Consider the following 23132-nt stretch of genomic DNA (forward strand, 5'->3'; position numbering starts at 1 on the left):
TTACACTTTAGCCACGACAGGGCGGCCCAGCAGCCCCTGAGGACGGAAGATCAGAATTAAGACCAGCAATCCAAACGAGAACACGTCTTTATAATCCGAGTTCACCATCCCGGAGAATTGCGCTTCTGCGACGCCCAGAATCAGCCCGCCAAGCATCGCGCCGGGCAGAGAGCCGATGCCGCCCAGCACCGCCGCCGTAAAGGCCTTGATGCCGATAACGAACCCGACGTAAAAATCAAAGGTGCCGTAATTCATGGTGATCAGCACGCCCGCCAGCCCGGCCATCGCTGCGCCGATAACAAACACCAGCGAAATAATTCTGTCGGTATTGATACCCAGAATGGAGGCCATCTTACGATCCTGCTGCACAGCACGGCACATGCGTCCTAAGCGGGTACGGTTGATAATCCAGGTCAGCACCAGCATGCCCGCGAACGAGGCGATGAGAATAAAGACTTTGGTATAGGTTATCTGGACAAACCCTTCGCCGAGGTGAAAACGCAGCACGCCATCCAGCATGGTCGGGACGCCCTGCTGACGCGGACCCTGACTGAGCTGGACGTAGTTTTGCAGTATCAACGACATCCCGATGGCCGAAATCAGCGGCGCCAGACGCGTCGAGTTGCGTAGCGGCTTATAGGCGATGCGTTCAATCGTCCAGCCGTAAACCCCGGTGACCACGATGGTGAAAACCAGCGTCCCCAGGATCAGCAGCGGAAAGGAGTGGAGTCCAAAAAACGCCAGCAGAGCCAGACCAATGGCCGAGAGATAGGCGGAGATCATATACACTTCGCCGTGGGCGAAATTGATCATGCCGATGATGCCGTACACCATGGTGTAGCCGATGGCGATAAGACCGTAGACCGAACCCAGCGTTAAGCCATTAATTAATTGTTGCAGGAAGAATGTACTCATGGTCGCGCACCTGAATAAAGGGTTACGCCGACAGTCAGACCTGCCGGCGCTGAGCAGATTCCGTCCCGTTATGGCACTTCTTTATATTTGCCTTTGTCATCCCACTGGTAGACCACGTAGTCAGAGACTTTGAGGTCACCTTTGCTGTCCCAGGCTTTTTTACCCATCACCGTGTCGACAGGGTTGGCCTTCAGCCACTCGCTGGCTTTTGCGGAATCCGTCCCTTTTGTGGCCTTAAATGCCGTCGCGATAGCCTGCACAGACGCGTAGGCGTAGAGGGTGTATCCCTCGGGTTCAAATTTACCGGCGCGGAATTTCTCGATGACGGCTTTTCCGTCCGGGATCTGGCGCGGATCTTTACCGAAGGTCATGTAAATACCGTTGGTGTACTGCGCCCCACCGGCGGCGGTGACCATCTCTTCATTGACGATACAGTCTCCCGAGAAGAACTTCGCCTGCACGCCCTGTTCACGCATCTGGCGAACCAGCGGGCCTGCTTCCGGGTGACAGCCCCCGAAGAACACCACGTCCGGTTTTTGTGCGCCAATTTTGGTCACCAGCGCGTTAAAGTCTTTCTCCCCGCGGGATAACCCTTCGTACATCACCTCCTTCACGCCGCGTTTCGCCAGCGCCGCCTTAGTGGCGTCCGCCAGCCCCTGACCGTAGGTGTCTTTATCGTGGATGATGACCACCCGTTTGGCTTTCAGCTTATCAAGAATGAAATCGCTGGCGACCTGGCCCTGCTGGTCGTCACGTCCGCACATGCGAAATATATCGCTCATGCCACGTTCGGTAATCAGCGGGTTCGTTGAGCCGGGGGTGATGGAGAGGATCCCGGCATCGCTGTAGACCTCGGAGGCGGGCATGGTCGACGAGGAGCAGAAGTGGCCGACGACCGCTTTCACTTTATCCTGATCGACTAAGCGGTTGGCAACGGCGACGGCCTGTTTGGGCTCGCAGGCGTCGTCGCCCTGAACCAGTTTGATTTTCTCACCGTTGATCCCACCGGCGGCGTTAATGTCTTCCGCCGCCTGCGTAGCGCCATGCCAGTATTGATCGCCGTAGGTTGCGTTCGGGCCTGTGAACGGCCCGGCCACGCCGATGACGATATCGGCCTGCGCGGAAAAGGCCGTCACCAGACAACCGGCCAGCACCAGGGAGAGGGGAGTTTTGATAAATTTCAGCGACATTATTATGTTCCTTAGCAAAGAGGTTTTTGCACCAGGTATAAACCCGAACGCCTGATGGCATCGTAAATCCAAAAACAAGAGCGAGAACAAAATGCACTTTAGAAGCAATCTCATGCTTAATACGGCGAGGATCCCACGCACCGCGAAGCGCGCAGAACATTAAGCAAAAAGGTTGCCAGAATGGTTAATCCCTTGACCGGGTCACAACACGTTGAGTATAGAGCGCCGTTTTATGCGCCTTTGCGGGATGAGATGAATTTACAGCGGAGATCACATCTCCTTAACAACAAAGCCCATAAGTTGTGCAACGGTCACGATTTGCACGTTTTTGCAGCAATAAAGACCTAAACTTCAGATAGGCACGCGCGGCGATATATGTCAGGATCGTTTTTTTTATCAGGAGTATCAGCAATGGCTGAAGGCCCATTAAATGAAAGCGAGATGGCGTGGCTGGAAGAGACATTAATCTCTTATGGTCACGACGATGCATCCGTGATTGACGTGTCCGAACTGGACGGCATGCTTACCGCAGTACTTTCCGGTCCCGTTGTGGTGGAGCCCGACACCTGGCTGGTGGCGGTCTGGGGTGGTGAGAAATATATTCCGCGCTGGAAAAACGATCGTGAGATGAACCGTTTTATCGATCTCTGCTTTAAGCACATGAACGATATTGCCGAGCGTTTGAGCGAATACCCGGATCAGTTTGAACCGCTGTTTGGCTATAACGACGTTGACGGTCAGAGCTATACCGTGGTGGAAGAGTGGTGCTATGGCTACATGCGCGGCGTGGCGCTGACGGACTGGTCATCCCTGCCGGAAGCGCTGGAAGCGGACCTGGCGGTGATTGCCCTGCACGGGACGGAAGAGAACAGCGAGAAGCTGGATGCGCTGACCGAAGAGGAGTACATGGCCAGCATCGAAAGCATTCAGCCTGCGGCGCTGCGTTTGTATAACTACTGGGTGGCTAACCCGCAGCAGCCGGAAGCGAAAAAGCCGATCGTGAACGGGTCGAAGGTGGGGCGTAACGATCCGTGCCCGTGCGGGAGTGGGAAGAAGTTTAAAAGCTGCTGCCTGCATTAAATCATTAATTACTGTGGCCTGAATGGGGCACGGGTGTTGAGTCCCCGCTAAAATCGGCGAACCGGAGACCAGATGACAAGGGCTGGACGCCATGGATGGCGGCCAGAGGCGAATCGAGACAGGATGTCGAGTTGAGCCGACCGCAGGCAGATGGTCGGGAGGTGAGCGCAGTGCGAAGCACCGATTTTCCGCGGGGCCGCGGGGATTGATAAGGGGGCCGCGGCGGCCCCCTTATCCCGTTCACATGCTGTGAAAAAATTATATTCTGTTGATCTTAAGGTGAACGGAACAGTACCTCAGGACCTGTATAAATAAGTTATCCCACTTCCGGCAGCATCCCCGCTGCAATCAAAATCTGCACCAGAATAATCACCACCCCACAACCAAACACCGTGCAAAGCATTGGCGTACCGCCCGCTACGCGATACCCCTGCTGCGGATGTTGCTGGCGGCTCTTCCACGCCAGCAGGGAAGGCAGCAGCAGGGCCAGTACCGATAACGCCACGCCAGCATACCCCAGCGCCATCACAAACCCGCGCGGGTAAAAGAGCGCGAAGGCCAGCGGCGGCAGGAAGGTCATCGCCCCCGTCTGTAAGCGTCCGGCAACGGTATTGCGACGCTGGAACAGATCCGCCATATAGTCAAACAGGCCAAGCGCTACGCCGAGGAAGGAGGTTGCCAGCGCCAGGTCTGCAAACAGATGTACCGCCAGCTCCACGTGTGAAGAGGCCACCACGTTACGCAGGGCAACCAGGAATCCATTCAGACCAGAATGCTCTGCCATCAGGCCGATAAAGGTATTGGAATCAATACTGCCCAGCGTCACCAGCTGCCAGAACAGGTAAGCAATCAACGGAATGGCGCTGCCGATAACAAAGACGCGGCGCAGCTTGCGAATATCACCGTTCATATAGCTCACGATGCTCGGCACGCTGCCGTGAAAACCGAAGGAGGTGAAAATAACCGGGATGGCCGAAAGCGCCAGACCTTTCTCCAGCGGGAGGGAGAGCAGGTTAATCTTGTGAACATGCGGTGCCAGCAGCACCAGCATCACAATCAGGAAGAGAATTTTGGCGCTGAACAAAAAACGGTTAAACAGATCGACCAGCGATGTGCCCGCACAAACCACGCCGCCACCGATCAGCGTAAAGACAATGGCGCCTGTTTCCGGTGAAAGTGACGCACCGAAGCCGTCATTGATACTTGACGCAATCAGCTCCCCGGCGCCGCTGATGTAAGCGGCAGTCAGGGCGTACATCAGGAACATCATGCTGAAACCGGTGATCCACTGCCCGTAGCGTCCAAGATAGCGTGCAGCCAGGGAGCCTAAGCCAGTATCGGCAGGGACATGCTGATAAACCTCCAGCAATAATAGCGCGGTGTAACACATCAGGGCCCACAGACCGCCCAGCAGCACTACGGTAACCCCAAACCCGACGCCGGCGGCAGCCAACGGCATGGCCAACATTCCTGCGCCAATTGTCGTTCCGGCGACGATAAAAATACTTCCCAGAGTTCTGTTCTTCACGCTTTCCTCTACAACGCTTCCATACCGCGACTCATTCTGCGGCGCAGAGTAAGGGAAAAGCACCATCTCGTCAAATCACCGTTACATAGGGTGTAATAATTAATTTACAAAAAGAAAAGGGTAACCTGCGCCAGCGCAAAGCGTGCCGTGGAGGGAGCGTTTAGTCTGCTTTTTATTTGCGAGAGGTAACCATGTCAATTCACGGACACGACGTGCTGAATATGATGATTGAGTCAGGTGAGCGCTATACGGAGGAGAGTCTGGTTGAGGCGATACATGCCCGCTTTGGCGAAGCGGCGCGTTTCCATACCTGTTCAGCTTCGGAGATGACGGCCGCGGAGCTGGTGGCGTTTCTGGCGGCGCGCGGAAAATTCATTCCGGCAGCAGACGGATTTTCCACTCACGAAAGTAAAATTTGCCGCCATTAAATAATGCGGTGCTGAAAACTCAGCACCGCTTTTCTGTTAATTCTGGGTATCGAGAGTCGACAGCTCTTTATCAATGAAGTACAGACCTTCCCCGGATTTACCTGCCAGAGATAATTTATCCAGCACGGATTTAAACAGCTTCTCTTCTTCGTGCTGTTCAGCCACATACCACTGAAGGAAATTAAAGGTTGGATAATCCTGGCTGGTCATGGCGGCATGAGCCAGTTCATTAATTTTCTGGGTGATCAGCTGTTCATGCTCATAGGTGGCGCGGAACAGTTCATCAAGAGAGCCGTATTCGGCAAAAGGCGATGCCACGTTATCAATGCGCGGCAGGCTGCCGGTGTCCGTCAGGTAATCGAACAGACGCTGCATGTGCGTCATCTCTTCCTGGGCATGACGACGCAGGAAGGCGGCCGCCCCTTCAAAGCTGTGATAGCTGCACCAGGCGCTCATCTGCTGATAAAGCAGGGAAGAAAAAAGCTCAAGATTCATTTGCGCATTGAGCTTGTCGATCATTTCAGTTTTTAACATGGTGCAGCTCCGGTTTATTAATTCTGGTTCACGATGAGCGACACTATAATTTGTTATTTAATTATTTGCAAAAAGTAAAATAAATATTTCTTTATTAAAAATACGAATGGGAATAAAACGCATTGCCGCCCTTTATATTTATTAATGAGAATTGTTTTAGTTCTTATTAAATAAACTGCCAGTATGACTGGCAGTAGCGGTTAATACCACGGATTCTGGCTGGAAGAGGTAACAGCATATCCCTGACATTTATACTGAATGGTCACACTTTCGTTCAGACAGAGTGAACCGCTGATCAGGGTGCAGGTTTTAATTGGCTGCCCGTAGGCTGACGCGGTGGCATAGCCCATGTGTTGGCAGGCTTTGGTTGCCGTACCGTTATTAACATAGTCATCAGACCAGGCGTTTTGCAGCATGGCCTGGCCATAGTCGAGGCGCACAATTCCGTTAGGGGCATCCGTACTGCTGATTTCTGCCTGACGGTTGATGCTGCACCCGGCGAGCAACAGGATCGTTCCGGCTATGATTACTCTTTTCATGGTTCACTCTGCGTGACGGGAAATACGCCATTGTAACCAACGCGATGGGACGCAATGGCTGGAATAGCCGGAGGATCTGCCCTCTCACTGTGCAACGAGCCGGGCCACCGCGCGAAATTGTGAGCGCATCTTTGTTTTTTAAAACAAGTTTTCACTTAATTTGAAAGTGCGTTTGTTTGATAGTAAGGTTAAGTTGAAAAGGTATCCACAGCGGGATCGCCCGCCATGCATTCAGGAGAGACAAGATGAAAATTGCACTGATGATGGAAAACAGCCAGGCCGCTAAGAATCCCATCATCCTTAATGAGCTGAAAGCCGTTGCTGATGAGAAAGGTTTTCCGGTCTATAACGTCGGTATGAGTGATGAGAACGATCATCATCTCACCTATATTCACCTGGGCATCATGGCGAGCATTCTGCTTAACGCTAAAGCCGTTGATTTTGTTGTTACCGGCTGCGGTACCGGGCAGGGCGCGCTGATGTCCCTGAACATCCATCCGGGTGTGATTTGCGGTTACTGCATCGATCCTGCGGATGCTTTCCTGTTTGCGCAAATCAACAACGGTAACGCGCTTTCTCTGCCGTTTGCGAAGGGCTTCGGCTGGGGGGCAGAACTGAACGTACGCTTTATCTTTGAGAAAGCGTTTACCGGACGCAATGGCGAAGGCTATCCACCAGAGCGTAAAGAGCCGCAGGTGCGTAACGCCGGGATCCTGAACCAGGTGAAAGCGGCGGTGGTGAAAGAAAACTATCTGGATACCCTGCGAGCAATCGATCCTGAGCTGGTTAAAACCGCCGTATCAGGCCAGCGCTTCCAGCAGTGCTTCTTCGAGAACTGCCAGGACAAAGAGATTGAAGCCTTCGTGCGCGGTATTGTTGGCTGATTTACTTTGCCGGGCGGTGCGTTGCCTGCCCGGCAGATAGCGTTACTTTTTCGATGAGACCGCGCTGCCCGCATCTTTAGTCAGCCGCAGCGTGTCAACCATTCCCACCAGGCAGATCAGCGCGATTGCCACAAATGCCAGCCGGAAGCTCATTCCCGGCATACCGGCAACCCCCATCGCCTCACTGACTTTTTCCCCGATACGAATACCAATCGCCCCGAGCGTGATCCCAAGCCCCACGGCAAGCTGCGTTGCGGTTGAAAACAGGGTATTGGCATAGCTCATCTGCGCCGATGGCACATCCGCAAAAGCCAGCGTACTGATGGCTGTAAACTGAATCGAACGGAAAACGCCGCCCAGATAAAGGATCAGCATGATGAGCCACGCGGGCGTCTGCGGCGTAAGAAACGCGCAGGCCAGCAACGCCAGGACATTCAACGCACCGTTAATCAGCAACAGCCGCTTAAACCCCAGGCTGCGGATCAGCGGCGTCGTCGCCGGTTTAATGGTGAGATTGCCAACGAAAACCGCCAGCACCAGCAGGCCAGAATGGAACGCGTCCATGCCAAAGCCGACCTGGAACATCAGCGGTAGCAGGAACGGAACCGCGCTGATGGAGGCGCGAAACAGCGATCCGCCGTACAGGGTGACGCGAAACGTTGGCACCTGCATCGCATCGAGCCTGATCATCGGCCAGGTTGCCCGCTTAAAGTGACGCAGCGCCAGGCTTAACGCGACGACACCGACGATAAACAGCGTGGCGGTTAATCCTGTTCGCAGAGGCTCTGCGCCCATCAACTCCATCGCATAAACCAGGCTTACCATGGCAAGGGTGGTGACAACAAAACCCGGTAAATCAAACGGGCGGCGCGTATCTTCATGCAGGTCTGGAATGATGCGCAGCGCCAGCAAAATGGCGATTATCCCCAGCGGCACGTTAATAAAGAAGATCCAGCGCCAGTCGGCATAGCTGGTAATGAACCCACCCAGCGGCGGGCCGATGATCGGCGCGACCAGCGCAGGCCACGTCAGGGTGGCGATTGCCGTGATGAGCTGATGTTTTGGCGTGGTGCGCAGTACGGCCAGGCGACCCACGGGCACCATCAGCGCGCCACCCATGCCCTGGAGGACGCGCATCGCGACGAACTGATCGAGCGTGGTGGACAGGCCGCACAATACCGAGGCCAGCGTGAAGATCGCCAGCGCGAGGGCAAACACTTTTCGCGCGCCGAAGCGGTCGGCGATCCAGCCGCTGGCGGGGATCAGTACGGCCAGAGTGATCAGATAGGCGCTGATGCCGATATTCAGATCCACTGCCTGTACGCCGAAGCTTTTTGCCATATCCGGCAGCGCGGTGGCAATCACCGTCCCGTCCAGAAATTCCATAAAGAAAGCACCGGCTACCAGCAGCGCCGCAGGCGATAATCCACGGCTCTCTTTGCCGGATACGTTTTCACTCATTCTCTTCCTGCCCGCTCAAAAAATTTTATAAACATTTACTGGAATTTATAAGCCTGTAACGTGCGGATTTATCATGGCTTTTTTTAACAAACCAGCAGCACTGAAGGTTTAATAACCGTGATGCAGGTCACAAAATGGTTGATTTTTGTGATGGTGGTCATATTATAAGCGTATTGACAATAACACCTGCATAACACGTTACTGGAGCAACATAATGAAACTGCGCAAAATCCTGAAAAGCATGTGGGCAAACTACTGCACAACGTTTAAAGACGTCCCACCGGGTGCGATGTTCTGATAAAAAAACCTGCTTCGGCAGGTTTTTTTATGTCTGCGGACGACGAGAGGGAGATGGAAGGGCGTCTGTTTTGCTACTATGGCGGCCTTTGAATAAGGAGAACCCCATGTCACAAAACCTGAGCGCCGATCAGGAACTGGTATCTGACGTCGTCGCCTGCCAGCTGGTTATCAAACAAATCCTTGATGTGATTGACGTTATCGCGCCGGTTGAGGTACGCGAAAAGATGTCGACCCAACTGAAAAACATCGATTTCACCAACCATCCTGCTGCGGCGGACCCGGTTACGCTCCGCGCGATCCAGAAAGCGATTGCGCTGATTGAACTCCGCTTCACACCGCAGGGTGAGTCACACTAAAATAAACCGATGTTTTAAAATTAGAAACTCTTTTCTGCTTTTACGTCGAAGGGCGACAGAGCCTGTCGCCCGCAGCAGGATCAGAAGAACGTCTGCACCAGCAGATAGCTCACCACGCAGGCACAGCTGACGCCAATCAGCCCCGGCAGAATAAAGCTGTGGTTGATGATGAATTTACCGATGCGGGTGGTGCCGGAGCGATCGAATCCGATACAGGCCAGATCGCTCGGATAGGTGGGCAGCACAAAGTAGCCGTAGGATGCCGGGAAGAAGGCCACCAGCATTTTCGGATCGATGCCCAGCATCAACCCCATCGGGGCAACCGCGGTCAGGGCCGCAGCCTGGCTGTTGACCAGTTTTGATACCAGGAACAGGACGATGGCATACGTCCAGGGATGACTCTTCACCACCCCCTCCAGCGCCATTTTCAGCTCGTCGAGATGCGCCTGAAAAAAGGTATCGCTCATCCATGCCACGCCAAACACCGAGAAAATCGCGACCATCCCCGCCTTAAACACCGCCCCGTTTGAAATGGCCGACGCATTCACCTTGCAGGTCATCAGCATGATGGCCCCGGCGATCAGCATCATCATTTGAATGACAAGGTTCATCGACAGGGCCGTCATTTTGCCTTTGATCTCAAACGCCGGACGCAGCTCGGGCAGCGCACCCAGCAGGACCACAACGGCAATCCCGGCGAAGAAGATCCACGTGGACCAGTAGGCCTGTTTCGGGAAGCGCTGATCCATCAACGTCTCCGTTCCTCCATAGATAAACTCCCGCTGTTTCGGATCTTTCAGCTTTTCCTGAAATTCAGGATCGTCTGCGAGGTTTTTCCCGCGGCGCAAGCTCCACAGTGCCGCAATGGCGACGCCAGACAGTGAGGCCGGTACGGAGACGGCCAGAATTTCGAGGATCCCCCACGCGTGGCCGATGCCGTGCTGCGCACCCAGAATCGAGACCAGCGAAACGACGGCCACGGAAACGGGGGAGGCGGTGATCGCCATCTGAGAGGCCACCGAGGCCACCGCCATCGGCCGTTCCGGGCGTATGCCTTTTTTCAGGGCGATATCCGCAATAATGGGAAACATGGTGTAGACGACGTGGCCGGTCCCGCACAGGAAAGTCAACATCCAGGTGGTAAACGGCGCGAGAAGGGTGATGTGCTGGGGATGTTTACGCAGCAGGCGCTCTGCGAACTGCATCATTACATTCAGGCCACCGGCGGTCTGTAGCGTGGCCGCACAGCCGATGACGGCGAGGATTGTGAGCATTACGTCAACCGGCGGTTTACCGGGTTGCAGACCAAAGACAAAACTTAAAATAAACAGGCCGATGCCGCTGATCAGCCCCAGGCCCATCCCGCCGAAGCGGGTGCCTATCAGCAGGCAGAGGATAATGACAATAAACTCAATGGTGATCATGATGCTCCCTCGTCAATGAATGTAATTAAACAAATCATTACACGATGTGTGGTTATTCATTGGGAGCAAGATCTGATTTGTTAAATGTCAGCAAAAGCAGGGAGTTGGTACCCACTCCCTGACGGGCTGAGGGATCCCCAGTAATTTGAAAGCAAAAGCGATAACGTTGCCTTCAGAATAACTGAAGGCTTTCAGCGATGCCCTGGTCCGGCTGTAAATCGCTGAGGCGTTTCCTGTAGGCCGGGGCGAGGCGCAGGGATGCGCCGAGAGGGCGGGCTTTACAGGGATGTTACCTCCGCCCGTCCCCGATAAGCCGGAAGGAATAAGCCGAAGGTACCGCGAAGCGGCGATTTTCCGCCGGAAGCCCGGGTCGCCAGGGTGGTGGCGACTGAGCCACCCTGGCACGTTCACCGGTTATGCCGTGACAGAGTAGCAAGGAACATAAAGTGAACGGAATGACCACCAGAGCCGTATGTTCCCCCTCACCCCAGCCCTCTCCCTCAAGGGAGAGGGGGCCGTCTGTGCAGGCATTATTTTGTGGGGAACTCTCAGCCCTGACGGGAGCGGGTGAAGGACTTAGTGGTGTTGCACGGTAGCAATGTCGAGAAGATGGCGGTCCGTCTGCTCCAGACAAATCCCCGCGCGTTTCGCGTTGCGGATTTCATCTGCGAGCGTCTTCAGCAGCATGCCATCCTGCTGCTGCTCTCTGTCCATATCACGTAAAAACTTGAGGGTAATGATGTCCTGTTGCGCTTTGGCTTCATCAGCCAGTTTGCTCAGCTTCGCACAGCGTTGCTCATACTCTTCGAGCGTTTTCTGAAACAGTTCTTCCAGAGAAGTGTAATTATCTTCAATCGTTTCAAGCTCTTTGACGGTAGGGTTTGCCCCGACAGCTTTCAAAAAGTTAAAGACGCGCATCATGTGCGTGACGTTACTTTGCGCCTGAGTACGAAAGAAGGTGGCAGTGCCGTTGAGGCTTTTTCTGGAACACCACGCGCTCAAATGCAGATGCAGATTTGAAGCATAAAACTCCAGGTTCATCTGGGCATTCAGTTTTTGCATCATCGTTTGGGTAGTCATTCTCATATCCTTATTGACTGTGGGACTTGATGTCCGCTACTTAACCTGACCCGGCAGGTATTGACGATTGAATGGCAGAAATAGATTTCTGCAAGGTAAAAAACTCGAAAATTCACTTCCTGTGTTCGATTAAAATAAGCATACGCTTCTCTTTGACTTAAGAAAACTCTTAATTGGGCTGTGTTTACCATACATTACAAATTTAAATATAGCCCAGAACAGAAAGAGGGGTAAGAGATTGGATTTAATATAACCTGTTGATTTTAATGGGTTTGAAATTAATATTGCTCATTTTTATCGTTTCAGGAAACGTTCTTTGGCGGGAAATTCTGTAAAAGTGTTAAAACAGAAATAATATCTGCAAATATATCCTGTCGTATCAAATTTGAGCTAAATCAATTTTCACTCAATATAGGTTCTGTGATCGCGTCGCAAGATTGTGATCTGATAAAGAGTGAAAATGAAACACTGTTTTACATCGTTTCATTCGTTGAGGTTTATGATGGCTAACGTTGCGGTGCTGCTGGCACCCGGTTTTGAAGAAGCAGAAGCGATTATCACGATTGATATTCTGCGGCGTTTACAGATTGAGGTGGAGACGCTGGCCTGTGCGGAGTCCCGTGCGGTAGTGAGTTACCACAATATCCCCATGGTGGCTGACAGTACGTTAACGGAGCGCATTAATACGCTGTATGACGCAGTCGTGTTGCCCGGTGGGCCGCAGGGGAGCGTCAATCTTGCGGCTAGCAAGCAGGTGCTCCGCTTTGTTTCCGCGCATGACGAGCACGGCAAACTCATCTGCCCGATCTGCTCTGCGGCCGCGCGGGTGCTGGGCGGTAACGGGCTACTGAAGGGGCGTCGCTACGTCTGTTCCGGCGATCTCTGGCAGAGCGTTGATGAGGGAGTATATGTGGATGCGCCGGTCGTGGTGGATAATAACCTCATCAGCGGCAAGGGGCTGGGGCACGCTTTTGACTTTGCGCTGGCGCTCTCTGCTCGTCTGTTGGGTGACGACGCCCCCGTGCGCGATCATGCTGAACACATCTATTACCGCTGGTAATTTTTCTGCCGGGCGCTAAGGCGTCCGGGTTACAGGGATTTCTTAGCTGACCTTATGGATAATCCTGCTTAACTCCCTTCCATTTGTAGGACAATTACGTCCTTTTTTATGTCATTTTTCGCTGAATTTATGTACGCAATTACTGTAATTCTGCGGTGTGATGTCGCTCTCTTATGGATGATTAATTTCCCGCTAAAACTATCTCCAGCAATAACGCTTATGACGAGGTAAGCGCTAATGCCTTGTTTTAAGTCCGATTAAATAAGTCGTTCGCCATTATTCCCTACAGATAAGAATGCTAAAGCTGGAGTTTACCATGCACAAATTTACTAAAGCGCTGGCGGCCATCGGCCTGGCTGCCGTTATGTCACAATCCGCTATCGCTGAAAATTTAAAGCTCGGTTTTCTGGTTAAACAGCCGGAAGAGCCGTGGTTCCAGACCGAATGGAAATTTGCTGATAAAGCCGGAAAAGATTTGGGATTTGAGGTAATTAAAATCGCCGTGCCTGACGGCGAGAAAACGCTGAACGCCATTGATAGCCTGGCGGCCAGCGGCGCGAAAGGTTTCGTTATCTGTACGCCGGATCCAAAACTGGGGTCAGCGATTGCCGCGAAAGCGCGCGGTTACGACATGAAAGTGATTGCGGTGGACGATCAGTTCGTGAACGCCAAAGGTAAACCGATGGATACCGTTCCGCTGGTAATGATGGCGGCCACTAAAATCGGTGAGCGTCAGGGCCAGGAGCTCTACAAAGAGATGCAAAAACGCGGCTGGGATGTCAAAGAGACCGCCGTGATGGCCATTACCGCTGACGAGCTGGACACCGCCCGTCGTCGTACCACCGGGTCCATGGACGCCCTGAAAGCGGCTGGCTTCCCGGAAAAACAGATCTACAAAGTTCCGACCAAATCCAACGATATTCCGGGCGCCTTTGATGCGGCGAACTCCATGCTCGTCCAGCATCCGGAAGTGAAGCACTGGCTGGTGGTGGGGATGAACGACAACACCGTACTGGGCGGCGTGCGTGCAACGGAAGGCCAGGGCTTTAAAGCACCGGACGTGATCGGGATCGGCATCAACGGCGTTGACGCCGTGAGCGAACTGTCTAAAGCGCAGGCGACCGGTTTCTACGGCTCTCTGCTGCCAAGTCCGGATGTCCACGGCTATAAATCCAGCGAAATGCTCTACAACTGGGTGACCAAAGGGGTTGAACCGCCGAAATTCACCGAAGTGACCGATGTGGTGCTGATCACCCGCGATAACTTCAAAGAGGAGCTGGCGAAAAAAGGACTGGGCGGTAAGTAATACGCTGTGATTGCGCCCCTCACTCACCGTGAGGGGCCAGACGTACACACTACAGGAATCACGGAGTCGTTATGCAACAGTCTGATCCGTATCTCTCTTTCCGCGGCATCGGTAAAACGTTCCCCGGTGTAAACGCGCTGACCGATATCAGCTTCGACTGCTATGCCGGCCAGGTTCACGCCCTGATGGGGGAGAATGGCGCGGGAAAATCCACGCTGCTAAAAATTCTCAGCGGCAACTACACACCCACCACCGGCACGCTGGCTATTCGCGGCGAAGAGGTGGCCTTTGCCGACACCACGGCAGCGTTAAATGCGGGCGTCGCCATCATCTATCAGGAGCTGCATCTCATTCCTGAAATGACCGTGGCGGAGAACATCTATCTGGGCCAGCTTCCGCATAAAAGCGGCGTGGTCAACCGCTCGCTGCTCAACTATGAAGCGGGCTTGCAGCTCAAGCATCTTGGGCTGGATGTCGATCCGCAAACGCCCCTTAAGTATCTTTCCATCGGCCAGTGGCAGATGGTGGAAATTGCCAAAGCGCTGGCACGTAACGCCAAAATTATCGCTTTTGACGAGCCAACCAGCTCGCTCTCGGCGCGTGAAATAGAAAATCTCTTTCGCGTGATCCGCGAGCTGCGCAAAGAGGGCCGCATCATTCTGTACGTTTCTCACCGTATGGAAGAGATTTTTGCCTTAAGCGATGCCATCACCGTGTTTAAAGATGGCCGCTACGTGCGCACCTTCACCGATATGCAGCAGGTCAATCATGACCAACTGGTGCAGGCGATGGTCGGACGCGATCTGGGGGATATTTACCACTGGAAACCGCGCGAGTATGGCCCTGAGCGTCTGCGTCTGGATAACGTCAAAGCCCCGGGCGTGCGCACGCCCATTTCACTCTCGGTGCGCAGCGGCGAAATCGTCGGGCTGTTTGGCCTTGTGGGGGCAGGGCGCAGCGAGCTGATGAAAGGGCTGTTTGGCGGCACCCGAATAACCCAGGGCCAGGTTTTCGTCGACGGGAAAAAGGTCGATATTCAGAAGCCTGCGCAGGCGATTAACGCGGGGATTATGCTCTGCCCGGAGGATCGAAAGGCCGAGGGCATTATTCCGGTGCACTCGGTGCGCGACAACATCAACATCTCTGCCCGGCGCAAGTTCATCCGCGCGGGATGTCTGATTAACGACGGCTGGGAGGCGAGCAACGCGGATCACCATATCCGTTCGCTGAACATCAAAACCCCCGGGGCTGAACAGCTGATCATGAACCTGTCCGGCGGCAATCAGCAAAAAGCCATTCTGGGGCGCTGGCTGTCGGAAGATATGAAGGTCATTTTGCTGGATGAGCCAACGCGCGGTATCGACGTGGGGGCGAAACACGAAATCTATAACGTCATCTATGAACTGGCAAAACGCGGTGTGGCGGTCCTGTTCGCCTCCAGCGATCTGCCTGAGGTGCTGGGCGTCGCCGACCGCATTGTTGTGATGCGTGAAGGTGAAATTGCCGGTGAATTGCTGCATGAACAGGCGAATGAACAACAGGCGTTGAGTCTCGCCATGCCTAAAGTTAGCCAGGCTGTCGCCTGAGTAAGGAGTCAATGATGTCCTCTGTTACTACATCCGGAGCGCCGAAGTCGGCTTTCAGTTTTGGCCGCATCTGGGACCAGTACGGCATGCTGGTGGTCTTTGCTGCCCTGTTCGTCGCCTGCGCGATTTTTGTGCCGAATTTCGCCACGTTCATCAATATGAAGGGGCTGGGGCTGGCTATCTCCATGTCCGGCATGGTGGCCTGCGGAATGCTATTCTGCCTGGCCTCCGGCGATTTTGACCTGTCGGTTGCCTCGGTGATTGCCTGTGCAGGCGTCACCACTGCCGTGGTGATCAACATGACCGAAAGCCTGTGGATCGGCGTGCTGGCCGGGCTGCTGCTCGGCGTGCTGAGCGGCCTGGTGAACGGGTTTGTCATTGCGCGCCTGAAGATTAACGCCCTGATTACGACGCTGGCGACCATGCAAATCGTGCGCGGTCTGGCCTATATCATCTCCGACGGGAAAGCCGTGGGGATTGAAGACGAGCGCTTCTTCACGCTGGGCTATGCCAACTGGCTGGGTCTGCCTGCGCCAATCTGGCTGACGGTAGGCTGTTTGATCCTGTTCGGTTTCCTGCTTAACCGCACCACGTTTGGCCGTAACACGCTGGCGATTGGCGGCAATGAAGAGGCGGCGCGTCTGGCGGGTGTTCCGGTCGTACGGACCAAGATCATTATCTTCGTGCTTTCCGGGCTGGTATCGGCGGCGGCGGGGATTATTCTGGCGTCGCGTATGACCAGCGGCCAGCCAATGACCTCCATTGGTTATGAGCTGATCGTCATCTCAGCCTGCGTTTTAGGGGGCGTTTCCCTCAAGGGCGGCATCGGAAAAATCTCATATGTGGTGGCGGGGATCCTGATTCTGGGGACCGTGGAGAACGCCATGAACCTGCTTAATATTTCTCCGTTCTCTCAGTACGTCGTACGCGGCCTGATCCTGCTGGCAGCGGTGATCTTCGACCGTTACAAGCAAAAAGCGAAGCGTACCGTCTGATTTATTTTTAGCCATCAATATGCTCAACTATTAACCATAGTTGACCCCCTGACCGGCCCGCCAGTTTTGCTGACGGGCCGGTTGCCAAATGGCGAGCACCGTCACACTGTCTATACTTACATGGCTGTTTTGTTCACTGTAAGGAGGATTAGGGTGGCTGACTTGTTAACCGCACCGCCTGTACTGCCCGGAAAATTTGCTTTCTTTTTTGACCTCGACGGGACGCTCGCCGGGATTGAACCGCATCCGGATGACGTCGTTGTACCGGACACGGTGTTAGAGAATTTGCAGCAGCTCTCCCGACAGAACGAGGGGGCACTGGCATTGATTTCAGGGCGCTCAATGGCCGAGCTGGACGTGCTCGCCAGTCCTTATCACTTTCCGCTGGCCGGTGTGCACGGAGCGGAGCGCCGCGATATCCATGATCAACTGCATATAGTTTCACTCCCCGACACGCTGATTCAGGCGCTGCATACGCAACTCTCTTCGGCTCTGGAAATGCTTCCCGGCACGGAACTGGAAGCCAAAGGCATGGCCTTTGCGCTGCACTACCGTCAGGCGCCCCATCATGAGGCGGCGATCTTTGCGGTGGCAAGAAGCGTGGCGGAAGCCCATCCGGAGCTGGCGTTACAGCCGGGTAAATGTGTGGTCGAGATTAAACCGGCAGGAATTAATAAAGGCGCTGCCATTGCAGCGTTTATGGCGGAAGCGCCGTTCAAAGGGCGTACGCCAGTCTTTTTTGGGGATGACCTGACCGACGAGGCCGGGTTCAGGGTGGTAAACCAGGCCCAGGGCATGTCTGTTAAGGTTGGATCTGGTGAAACCATTGCCGGATGGCGGCTGGAAAATGTCGCCAGCGTCTGGCAGTGGATATCTGACGTCGCTAACCAGCAACAACAACAAATAGCGCAAAACAACGGGAGAAATCATTATGGGTCGCTTAGTCGTCGTCTCTAATCGCATCGCACCGCCGGATGATAAAAAAGCCAGTGCCGGTGGCCTGGCGGTCGGGGTATTAGGTGCCCTCAAAGCCGCAGGTGGTCTCTGGTTTGGCTGGAGCGGGGAAATCAGTAATGATGAGAAACCGCTAAAAAAGGTGTCACGGGGCAATATCACGTGGGCCTCCTTCGCCCTTAGTGAGAAGGACTACGATGAATATTATTCCGAGTTCTCAAACGCCGTGCTGTGGCCAGCGTTTCACTATCGTCTGGATCTGGTGAAATTCCAGCGTGAATCCTATGAAGGCTACATGCGCGTTAACGCGCTGCTGGCAGATAAACTGCTGCCGCTGATCGAAGAAGACGATATTTTATGGATCCACGATTACCATCTGCTGCCCTTCGCCAGGGAGCTGCGTAAACGGGGTGTGAAGAACCGGATCGGCTTCTTCCTGCATATTCCGTTCCCGACCCCGGAGATCTTTACGGCGCTGCCGCAGCATGATGAAATTCTTGAAGCATTGTCTGATTACGACCTGCTCGGTTTCCAGACGGAAAATGACAGGCTGGCGTTCCTCGACAGCGTGTCGGGTAAAACCCGGCTGGTCACTCACGGCGGCAAATCTCACACCGCGTGGGGACGAAATTTCCATACCGAAGTCTACCCGATTGGTATTGAGCCAGACGAAATCGCCGAGCAGGCCTCTGGTCCGCTGCCGCCGAAGCTTGCCCAGCTCAAGGACGAACTCAAGCACGTTAAGAATATCTTTTCGGTTGAACGACTGGATTATTCCAAAGGGTTGCCGGAGCGATTCCTCGCTTATGAAACCCTGCTGGATAAATTCCCGCAGCATCACGGCAAGATCCGCTATACCCAGATAGCGCCGACCTCGCGCGGTGAGGTTCAGGCTTACCAGGATATTCGTCACCAGCTGGAGACCGAAGCAGGGCGCATCAACGGGCGCTATGGTCAGCTCGGCTGGACTCCACTTTTCTATCTGAATCAGCACTTTGAGCGCAAAATCCTGATGAAAGTGTTCCGCTATGCGGACGTCGGGCTGGTCACCCCGCTGCGCGACGGGATGAATCTGGTGGCAAAAGAGTATGTAGCAGCACAAGATCCTGCTGACCCGGGCGTGCTGGTGCTGTCCCAATTTGCCGGTGCGGCAAACGAGTTAACCTCGGCGCTGATTGTGAACCCTTACGATCGCGATGATGTGGCAAATGCCCTGAACCGCGCGTTAACCATGCCGCTTGCGGAACGTATTTCACGTCATTCAGAAATGATGGAGACCATCGTTAAGAATGATATCAACCGCTGGCAGGCGCGTTTTATTGACGATTTGCGCGCGATCCAGCCGCAAACTCAGGAAGGTGATCTGCAAAAAAAGATCGCGACCTTCCCTAAACTCGCCTGATTTTCTCCGGGGGCATTAATTGCCCCCGAGAGGCACCAGCAGGACATCCACCTGGCTTGACGAAACGATGGATTTTGCCGAGCATGCCGCCCGGGAAAAAAAGCTCTGGTTATGATTTCCACAAATGACCAGGTCAACATTCTGTTTCTGACAAATGTCGAGAATATGTCCACTTAACTCGCCGGTGGCAATCACCGTCTGGTGGACAGGATATTTTGCCCGCTCAACCAGCTCGCGCAGAAATTGCTGCGTTTCCTCCTGAAGAACCTCACGAATATCTTCCAGCATTGGCGCTGCCAGTTGATTATACATTTCGGGTTCAGCAGCCAGGGTAATCAGACTTATGCGGGCATTATTCGGGCGGGCAATGGAAACGGCACGGGCGACGAGTTGATGACTTTCGGGGGAAACCGCAACAGAAACAAGAAGATGGGAGTAACTCATCACACACTCCTTTTATGTCAGAATGACACGTTTCTCAAGCTTTACCGCGAATCTGCCGCTTCTGCAAGAGGCACATGCGACAATAGTGTGAAGCTTATCATAATTATTCATTAATTATTCTTATAAGAAGAATAACGAAATGGGGACGCTAAATGAAAGTAATTAACAACTTAACTTAAATCACACATTTAGCCTTCCGTGCTGTTAAATCGCGTTAACCGATCGTCAACGCAAGCGTGATGGTTACCCATGGAAACTTTTTTCTCGAAAGGAAAACTTAAGCTGCTGTTTTTACTTAATTAACTCCGCCTCTTCTCTGGCGTTCGCGCCCGTTGTGACGCGAAAGGGCAGTGCTTCTTCGACGTAGCAATTTTCATACCCGATCCCCTCATCCTTCTGCATGAGTATTCGTTCCATAAGAATATAAACAAGCTTTAGTTGCTCAATAAATAGTCAAATTACAAGTCACGCTGATGGATTTATGGGTTACATTCGCGTAAATTATGTGACGGAGATCACATTTTTTTTAAATTCCAGGGGGGGCTGCATTGTATGTGTCAAAACTGACGAGTAGAGTTTGCGTCGAATTAGGAAAAATCTTAGTTATTTGTAAGAAAAGATAAAATGTGTAACCGACATTTTGGCCATGTTAACCGGTCACGCGCTTTACGACGTACAAACCTAAATTCAACTATGCATTTGGCCTTTTCTTTTTATACCGGGTGATTTCCCGGCGACATCACGGGGTGCGGTCTTTCCGCATAAAAATAATAGTTGGTTATTCGGGATGGGAAAAATGCATACATCCGAGTTGCTAAAACATATTTATGACATCAATTTGTCGTATTTATTGCTCGCGCAGCGTTTGATTAGTCAGGACAAACCGTCAGCGATGTTTCGTCTGGGTGTTAACGAAGAGATGGCAACCATGCTGGGTGGATTAACCCTCCCGCAAATGGTCAAGCTGGCTGAAACCAATCAACTTGTCTGCCAGTTCCGTTTTGATAACCCGCAGACCATTACGCGTCTGACTCAGGAATCCCGCGTGGACGATCTGCAACAGATCCACACTGGTATTCTTCTCTCCACCCGCCTGCTCAACGAAATCAGCCAGCCTGATGACGTAGCCCGGAAGAAAAGGGCTTAACAATGAGCGAAAAAAGCATTGTTCAGGAAGCCCGTGATATCCAGCTGGCGATGGAACTCATCACGCTCGGTGCGCGTTTACAAATGCTGGAAAGCGAGACGCAGCTGAGCCGTGGTCGTCTGATCAAGCTGTACAAAGAATTGCGTGGTAGCCCGCCGCCAAAAGGCATGCTGCCGTTTTCGACTGACTGGTTCATGACCTGGGAGCAGAACATTCATGCTTCCATGTTCTGTAACGCCTGGCAGTACCTGCTTAAAACGGGCTTATGCAGCGGCGTTGATGCCGTGATCAAAGCCTACAAACTTTACCTTGAGCAATGCCCGCAGCAGGAAGAGGGACCCCTGCTGGCGCTGACCCGCGCCTGGACGCTGGTGCGTTTTGTTGAAAGCGGAATGCTTGAATTGTCCCGCTGCAACTGCTGTGACGGCAATTTCATTACCCACGCGCACCAGCCTGCGGGCAGCTTCGCCTGTAGTTTGTGCCAGCCTCCATCCCGAGCCGTAAAAAGACGTAAACTTTCCCGGGATGCTGCCGATATTATTCCACAACTGCTGGATGAACAGATCGAACACGCTGTTTAACCCGAACCTGTGGGCAAGATTCCAGCAGCGGTAAGCGATTACCGCTGCTTTTTTTTACCCTGCGTTCAGGTCATGCGCTCGAAATGAACGTCCTGCCATAGTCACTAGCGGAAGGATGATGTCGTGCTTATCTTATTAGGTTACCTGGTAGTTCTCGGTACAGTTTTCGGCGGTTACATGATGACCGGCGGGCACCTTGGAGCACTCTATCAACCGGCTGAACTTGTCATCATCGGCGGTGCAGGGGTAGGGGCTTTTATCGTTGGTAACAACGGCAAATCGATCAAGGGCACGCTGAAGGCGATTCCGCTGCTGTTTCGTCGCTCGAAATACACCAAAAGCATGTATATGGATCTGCTGGCGCTGCTCTATCGCCTGATGGCGAAGTCACGTCAGCAGGGGATGTTCTCGCTGGAGCGGGACATCGAAAACCCGAAAGAGAGCGAAATTTTCGCCAGCTACCCGCGTATTCTGGCCGACGCGATGATGCTCGATTTTATCGTCGATTACCTGCGACTGATCATCAGCGGCAACATGAACACCTTCGAAATTGAAGCCCTGATGGACGAAGAGATCGAAACCCACGAGAGCGAGTCCGAAGTACCGGCCAACAGCCTGGCGCTGGTGGGCGACTCGCTTCCGGCGTTCGGCATCGTGGCGGCGGTCATGGGCGTCGTTCATGCTCTGGCCTCGGCGGATCGCCCGGCGGCTGAACTGGGGGCGCTGATTGCCCACGCGATGGTGGGGACGTTCCTCGGTATTTTACTGGCCTACGGCTTTATCTCCCCGCTGGCGAGCGTGCTGCGCCAGAAGAGCGCCGAAACCACCAAAATGATGCAGTGCGTGAAAATTACGCTGCTCTCAAACCTCAACGGCTATGCGCCACCGATTGCCGTCGAATTTGGTCGTAAGACGCTTTACTCCAGCGAACGTCCGTCGTTTATCGAACTGGAAGAGCACGTGCGCGCGGTGAAAAACCCTAACCAACAGACGACAACTGAGGACGCATGAAAAACCAGTCCCATCCGATCGTCATCGTAAAAAAGCGCAAGCATAAGGGGCACGGGCACGGTTCTCACGGCTCCTGGAAGATCGCGTACGCCGACTTTATGACCGCCATGATGGCCTTCTTTCTGGTGATGTGGCTAATCTCCATCTCCAGCCCGAAAGAGCTTATTCAGATTGCGGAATATTTCAGAACGCCGCTGGCGACGGCGGTTACCGGCGGGCCGCGCATTTCTAACAGCGACAGCCCGATCCCCGGCGGCGGTGACGATTACACCCAGCAGCAGGGCGAAGTGAAAAAACAGCCGAACATCGACGAACTGAAAAAACGGATGGAGCAGGCGCGTCTGAAAAAACTGCGCGGTGACCTGGATCAGCTGATTGAAGCAGACCCTAAGCTGCGCGCACTGCGTCCGCATCTGAAAATTGACCTGGTACAGGAAGGGCTGCGTATTCAGATCATCGACAGCCAGAACCGGCCGATGTTTAAAACCGGCAGCGCCGACGTGGAGCCCTACATGCGCGATATTCTGCGTGCGATTGCACCGGTGCTGAACGGTATTCCAAACCGCATTAGCCTGTCCGGACACACGGATGATTTCCCGTACGCCATGGGAGAGAAAGGATACAGCAACTGGGAGCTTTCTGCCGATCGCGCCAACGCCTCGCGTCGCGAGCTGGTGGCGGGTGGGCTTGATGATGGCAAGGTCCTGCGCGTGGTCGGCATGGCTGCAACCATGCGCCTTACCGACCGCGGACCGGATGACGCCATCAACCGTCGTATCAGTCTTTTAGTGCTGAACCAGCAGGCGGAGCAGGCCATCCTGCATGAAAACGCCGAAAGTCAGAATGAGTCACTGGACGATTTAAAACAGCCTGGGGCCGTCCCTTCGGCTGCCGTTCCAACATCGCCACCAGCCAATCCGAGGTGAT

General features: G+C 53.6%; 24 protein-coding genes. 15 read left to right on the forward strand and 9 right to left on the reverse strand.

Annotated features, from left to right (window positions below; genetic code table 11):
- Together ACOTX5_RS07540 and ACOTX5_RS07545 are read right to left on the reverse strand one after the other, a co-directional pair.
- Positions 1-915 (reverse strand): ABC transporter permease subunit, encoded by a 915-nt coding sequence (locus ACOTX5_RS07540; protein WP_003859667.1) that lies wholly within the window; start codon positions 913-915, stop codon positions 1-3.
- Positions 916-983: 68 nt separating this feature from the next.
- On the reverse strand, positions 984-2105 hold the full coding sequence (locus tag ACOTX5_RS07545; RefSeq protein ID WP_045910788.1) for a branched-chain amino acid ABC transporter substrate-binding protein: 1122 nt from the start codon (positions 2103-2105) through the stop codon (positions 984-986).
- A 411-nt stretch (positions 2106-2516) separates the two neighbouring features.
- Between ACOTX5_RS07545 and ACOTX5_RS07550 the strand changes: the two genes are divergently transcribed.
- A complete protein-coding gene (locus ACOTX5_RS07550; RefSeq protein ID WP_003859671.1) occupies positions 2517-3185 on the forward strand; it encodes a YecA family protein in 669 nt (222 codons plus the stop codon).
- A 316-nt stretch (positions 3186-3501) separates the two neighbouring features.
- On the opposite strand, the gene tyrP is transcribed toward ACOTX5_RS07550, so the two are convergent.
- Positions 3502-4713: a tyrosine transporter TyrP gene (gene tyrP, locus ACOTX5_RS07555; RefSeq protein ID WP_045910787.1), complete on the reverse strand. Its 1212-nt coding sequence runs from the start codon at positions 4711-4713 to the stop codon at positions 3502-3504.
- Between the two features lie 191 nt (positions 4714-4904).
- On the opposite strand from tyrP, the gene ACOTX5_RS07560 reads away from it, so the two are divergent.
- Positions 4905-5141, forward strand: a complete 237-nt coding sequence (locus ACOTX5_RS07560) for a YecH family metal-binding protein (protein WP_003859673.1) — start codon at positions 4905-4907, stop codon at positions 5139-5141.
- Positions 5142-5177: 36 nt separating this feature from the next.
- Here the strand turns inward: ACOTX5_RS07560 and ftnA are convergent, their stop codons facing one another.
- Together ftnA and yecR are read right to left on the reverse strand one after the other, a co-directional pair.
- Entirely contained in the window at positions 5178-5675 is a 498-nt protein-coding gene (ftnA, locus tag ACOTX5_RS07565; protein ID WP_003859676.1) for a non-heme ferritin, read from the reverse strand.
- 200 nt (positions 5676-5875) lie between these two features.
- Positions 5876-6214 carry a YecR family lipoprotein gene (gene yecR, locus ACOTX5_RS07570; RefSeq protein WP_045910786.1) on the reverse strand — a complete coding sequence of 113 codons (339 nt, stop codon included), beginning with the start codon at positions 6212-6214 and terminating at the stop codon, positions 5876-5878.
- A 245-nt stretch (positions 6215-6459) separates the two neighbouring features.
- Here yecR and ACOTX5_RS07575 point away from each other — a divergent pair, with 245 nt between their 5' ends.
- Positions 6460-7098 (forward strand): RpiB/LacA/LacB family sugar-phosphate isomerase, encoded by a 639-nt coding sequence (locus ACOTX5_RS07575; protein WP_003859680.1) that lies wholly within the window; start codon positions 6460-6462, stop codon positions 7096-7098.
- 42 nt (positions 7099-7140) lie between these two features.
- On the opposite strand, the gene ACOTX5_RS07580 is transcribed toward ACOTX5_RS07575, so the two are convergent.
- A complete protein-coding gene (locus tag ACOTX5_RS07580) occupies positions 7141-8559 on the reverse strand; it encodes an MFS transporter (protein WP_045910785.1) in 1419 nt (472 codons plus the stop codon).
- Positions 8560-8773: 214 nt separating this feature from the next.
- Between ACOTX5_RS07580 and azuC the strand changes: the two genes are divergently transcribed.
- Together azuC and ACOTX5_RS07590 are read left to right on the forward strand one after the other, a co-directional pair.
- Complete coding sequence (gene azuC, locus ACOTX5_RS07585; protein WP_003859682.1) at positions 8774-8857, forward strand: stress response protein AzuC; 84 nt, start codon at positions 8774-8776, stop codon at positions 8855-8857.
- Between the two features lie 106 nt (positions 8858-8963).
- A complete protein-coding gene (locus tag ACOTX5_RS07590; RefSeq protein ID WP_003859683.1) occupies positions 8964-9215 on the forward strand; it encodes a DUF2766 family protein in 252 nt (83 codons plus the stop codon).
- A gap of 80 nt (positions 9216-9295) precedes the next feature.
- Here ACOTX5_RS07590 and ACOTX5_RS07595 read toward each other — a convergent pair whose 3' ends face one another.
- Together ACOTX5_RS07595 and ACOTX5_RS07600 are read right to left on the reverse strand one after the other, a co-directional pair.
- Complete coding sequence (locus tag ACOTX5_RS07595) at positions 9296-10639, reverse strand: anaerobic C4-dicarboxylate transporter (RefSeq protein WP_032654011.1); 1344 nt, start codon at positions 10637-10639, stop codon at positions 9296-9298.
- Positions 10640-11215: 576 nt separating this feature from the next.
- Positions 11216-11719, reverse strand: a complete 504-nt coding sequence (locus ACOTX5_RS07600; protein ID WP_045911142.1) for a non-heme ferritin-like protein — start codon at positions 11717-11719, stop codon at positions 11216-11218.
- Positions 11720-12221: 502 nt separating this feature from the next.
- On the opposite strand from ACOTX5_RS07600, the gene ACOTX5_RS07605 reads away from it, so the two are divergent.
- The 6 genes from ACOTX5_RS07605 (at position 12222) to otsA (ending at position 19022) form a co-directional block, all read left to right on the forward strand.
- Positions 12222-12779: a DJ-1/PfpI family protein gene (locus ACOTX5_RS07605; RefSeq protein ID WP_045911254.1), complete on the forward strand. Its 558-nt coding sequence runs from the start codon at positions 12222-12224 to the stop codon at positions 12777-12779.
- 316 nt (positions 12780-13095) lie between these two features.
- Positions 13096-14085, forward strand: coding sequence for an arabinose ABC transporter substrate-binding protein AraF (araF, locus tag ACOTX5_RS07610; protein WP_017384422.1), 990 nt, complete (start codon positions 13096-13098; stop codon positions 14083-14085).
- Positions 14086-14156: 71 nt separating this feature from the next.
- A complete protein-coding gene (araG, locus tag ACOTX5_RS07615; protein ID WP_003859688.1) occupies positions 14157-15671 on the forward strand; it encodes an L-arabinose ABC transporter ATP-binding protein AraG in 1515 nt (504 codons plus the stop codon).
- Positions 15672-15685: 14 nt separating this feature from the next.
- Positions 15686-16666, forward strand: a complete 981-nt coding sequence (gene araH, locus ACOTX5_RS07620; protein WP_003859689.1) for an arabinose ABC transporter permease AraH — start codon at positions 15686-15688, stop codon at positions 16664-16666.
- 153 nt (positions 16667-16819) lie between these two features.
- Positions 16820-17623: a trehalose-phosphatase gene (gene otsB, locus ACOTX5_RS07625; protein ID WP_023303910.1), complete on the forward strand. Its 804-nt coding sequence runs from the start codon at positions 16820-16822 to the stop codon at positions 17621-17623.
- A complete protein-coding gene (otsA, locus tag ACOTX5_RS07630; protein WP_015570257.1) occupies positions 17598-19022 on the forward strand; it encodes an alpha,alpha-trehalose-phosphate synthase in 1425 nt (474 codons plus the stop codon). The genes otsB and otsA overlap by 26 nt, the downstream gene beginning before the upstream one ends.
- 15 nt (positions 19023-19037) lie before the next feature.
- Here the strand turns inward: otsA and uspC are convergent, their stop codons facing one another.
- The gene (gene uspC, locus ACOTX5_RS07635) at positions 19038-19466 is read right to left on the reverse strand and encodes a universal stress protein UspC (RefSeq protein WP_017384418.1); all 429 of its coding nucleotides are present in this window, start codon (positions 19464-19466) and stop codon (positions 19038-19040) included.
- Between the two features lie 796 nt (positions 19467-20262).
- Between uspC and flhD the strand changes: the two genes are divergently transcribed.
- The 4 genes from flhD to motB all read left to right on the forward strand — a co-directional run bounded on the left by flhD (position 20263) and on the right by motB (position 23131).
- Positions 20263-20613 carry a flagellar transcriptional regulator FlhD gene (gene flhD, locus ACOTX5_RS07640; protein WP_003859693.1) on the forward strand — a complete coding sequence of 117 codons (351 nt, stop codon included), beginning with the start codon at positions 20263-20265 and terminating at the stop codon, positions 20611-20613.
- Positions 20614-20615: 2 nt separating this feature from the next.
- Positions 20616-21194 (forward strand): flagellar transcriptional regulator FlhC, encoded by a 579-nt coding sequence (gene flhC / locus ACOTX5_RS07645; protein ID WP_003859695.1) that lies wholly within the window; start codon positions 20616-20618, stop codon positions 21192-21194.
- A gap of 123 nt (positions 21195-21317) precedes the next feature.
- Positions 21318-22205, forward strand: a complete 888-nt coding sequence (gene motA, locus ACOTX5_RS07650; RefSeq protein WP_003859696.1) for a flagellar motor stator protein MotA — start codon at positions 21318-21320, stop codon at positions 22203-22205.
- Positions 22202-23131, forward strand: a complete 930-nt coding sequence (gene motB / locus ACOTX5_RS07655) for a flagellar motor protein MotB (protein WP_047727515.1) — start codon at positions 22202-22204, stop codon at positions 23129-23131. The genes motA and motB overlap by 4 nt, the downstream gene beginning before the upstream one ends.
- Position 23132: the final 1 nt, after the last annotated feature.

The organism is Enterobacter cloacae complex sp. IR5441 (assembly GCF_049238215.1).
Classification (GTDB): domain Bacteria; phylum Pseudomonadota; class Gammaproteobacteria; order Enterobacterales; family Enterobacteriaceae; genus Enterobacter; species Enterobacter hormaechei_C.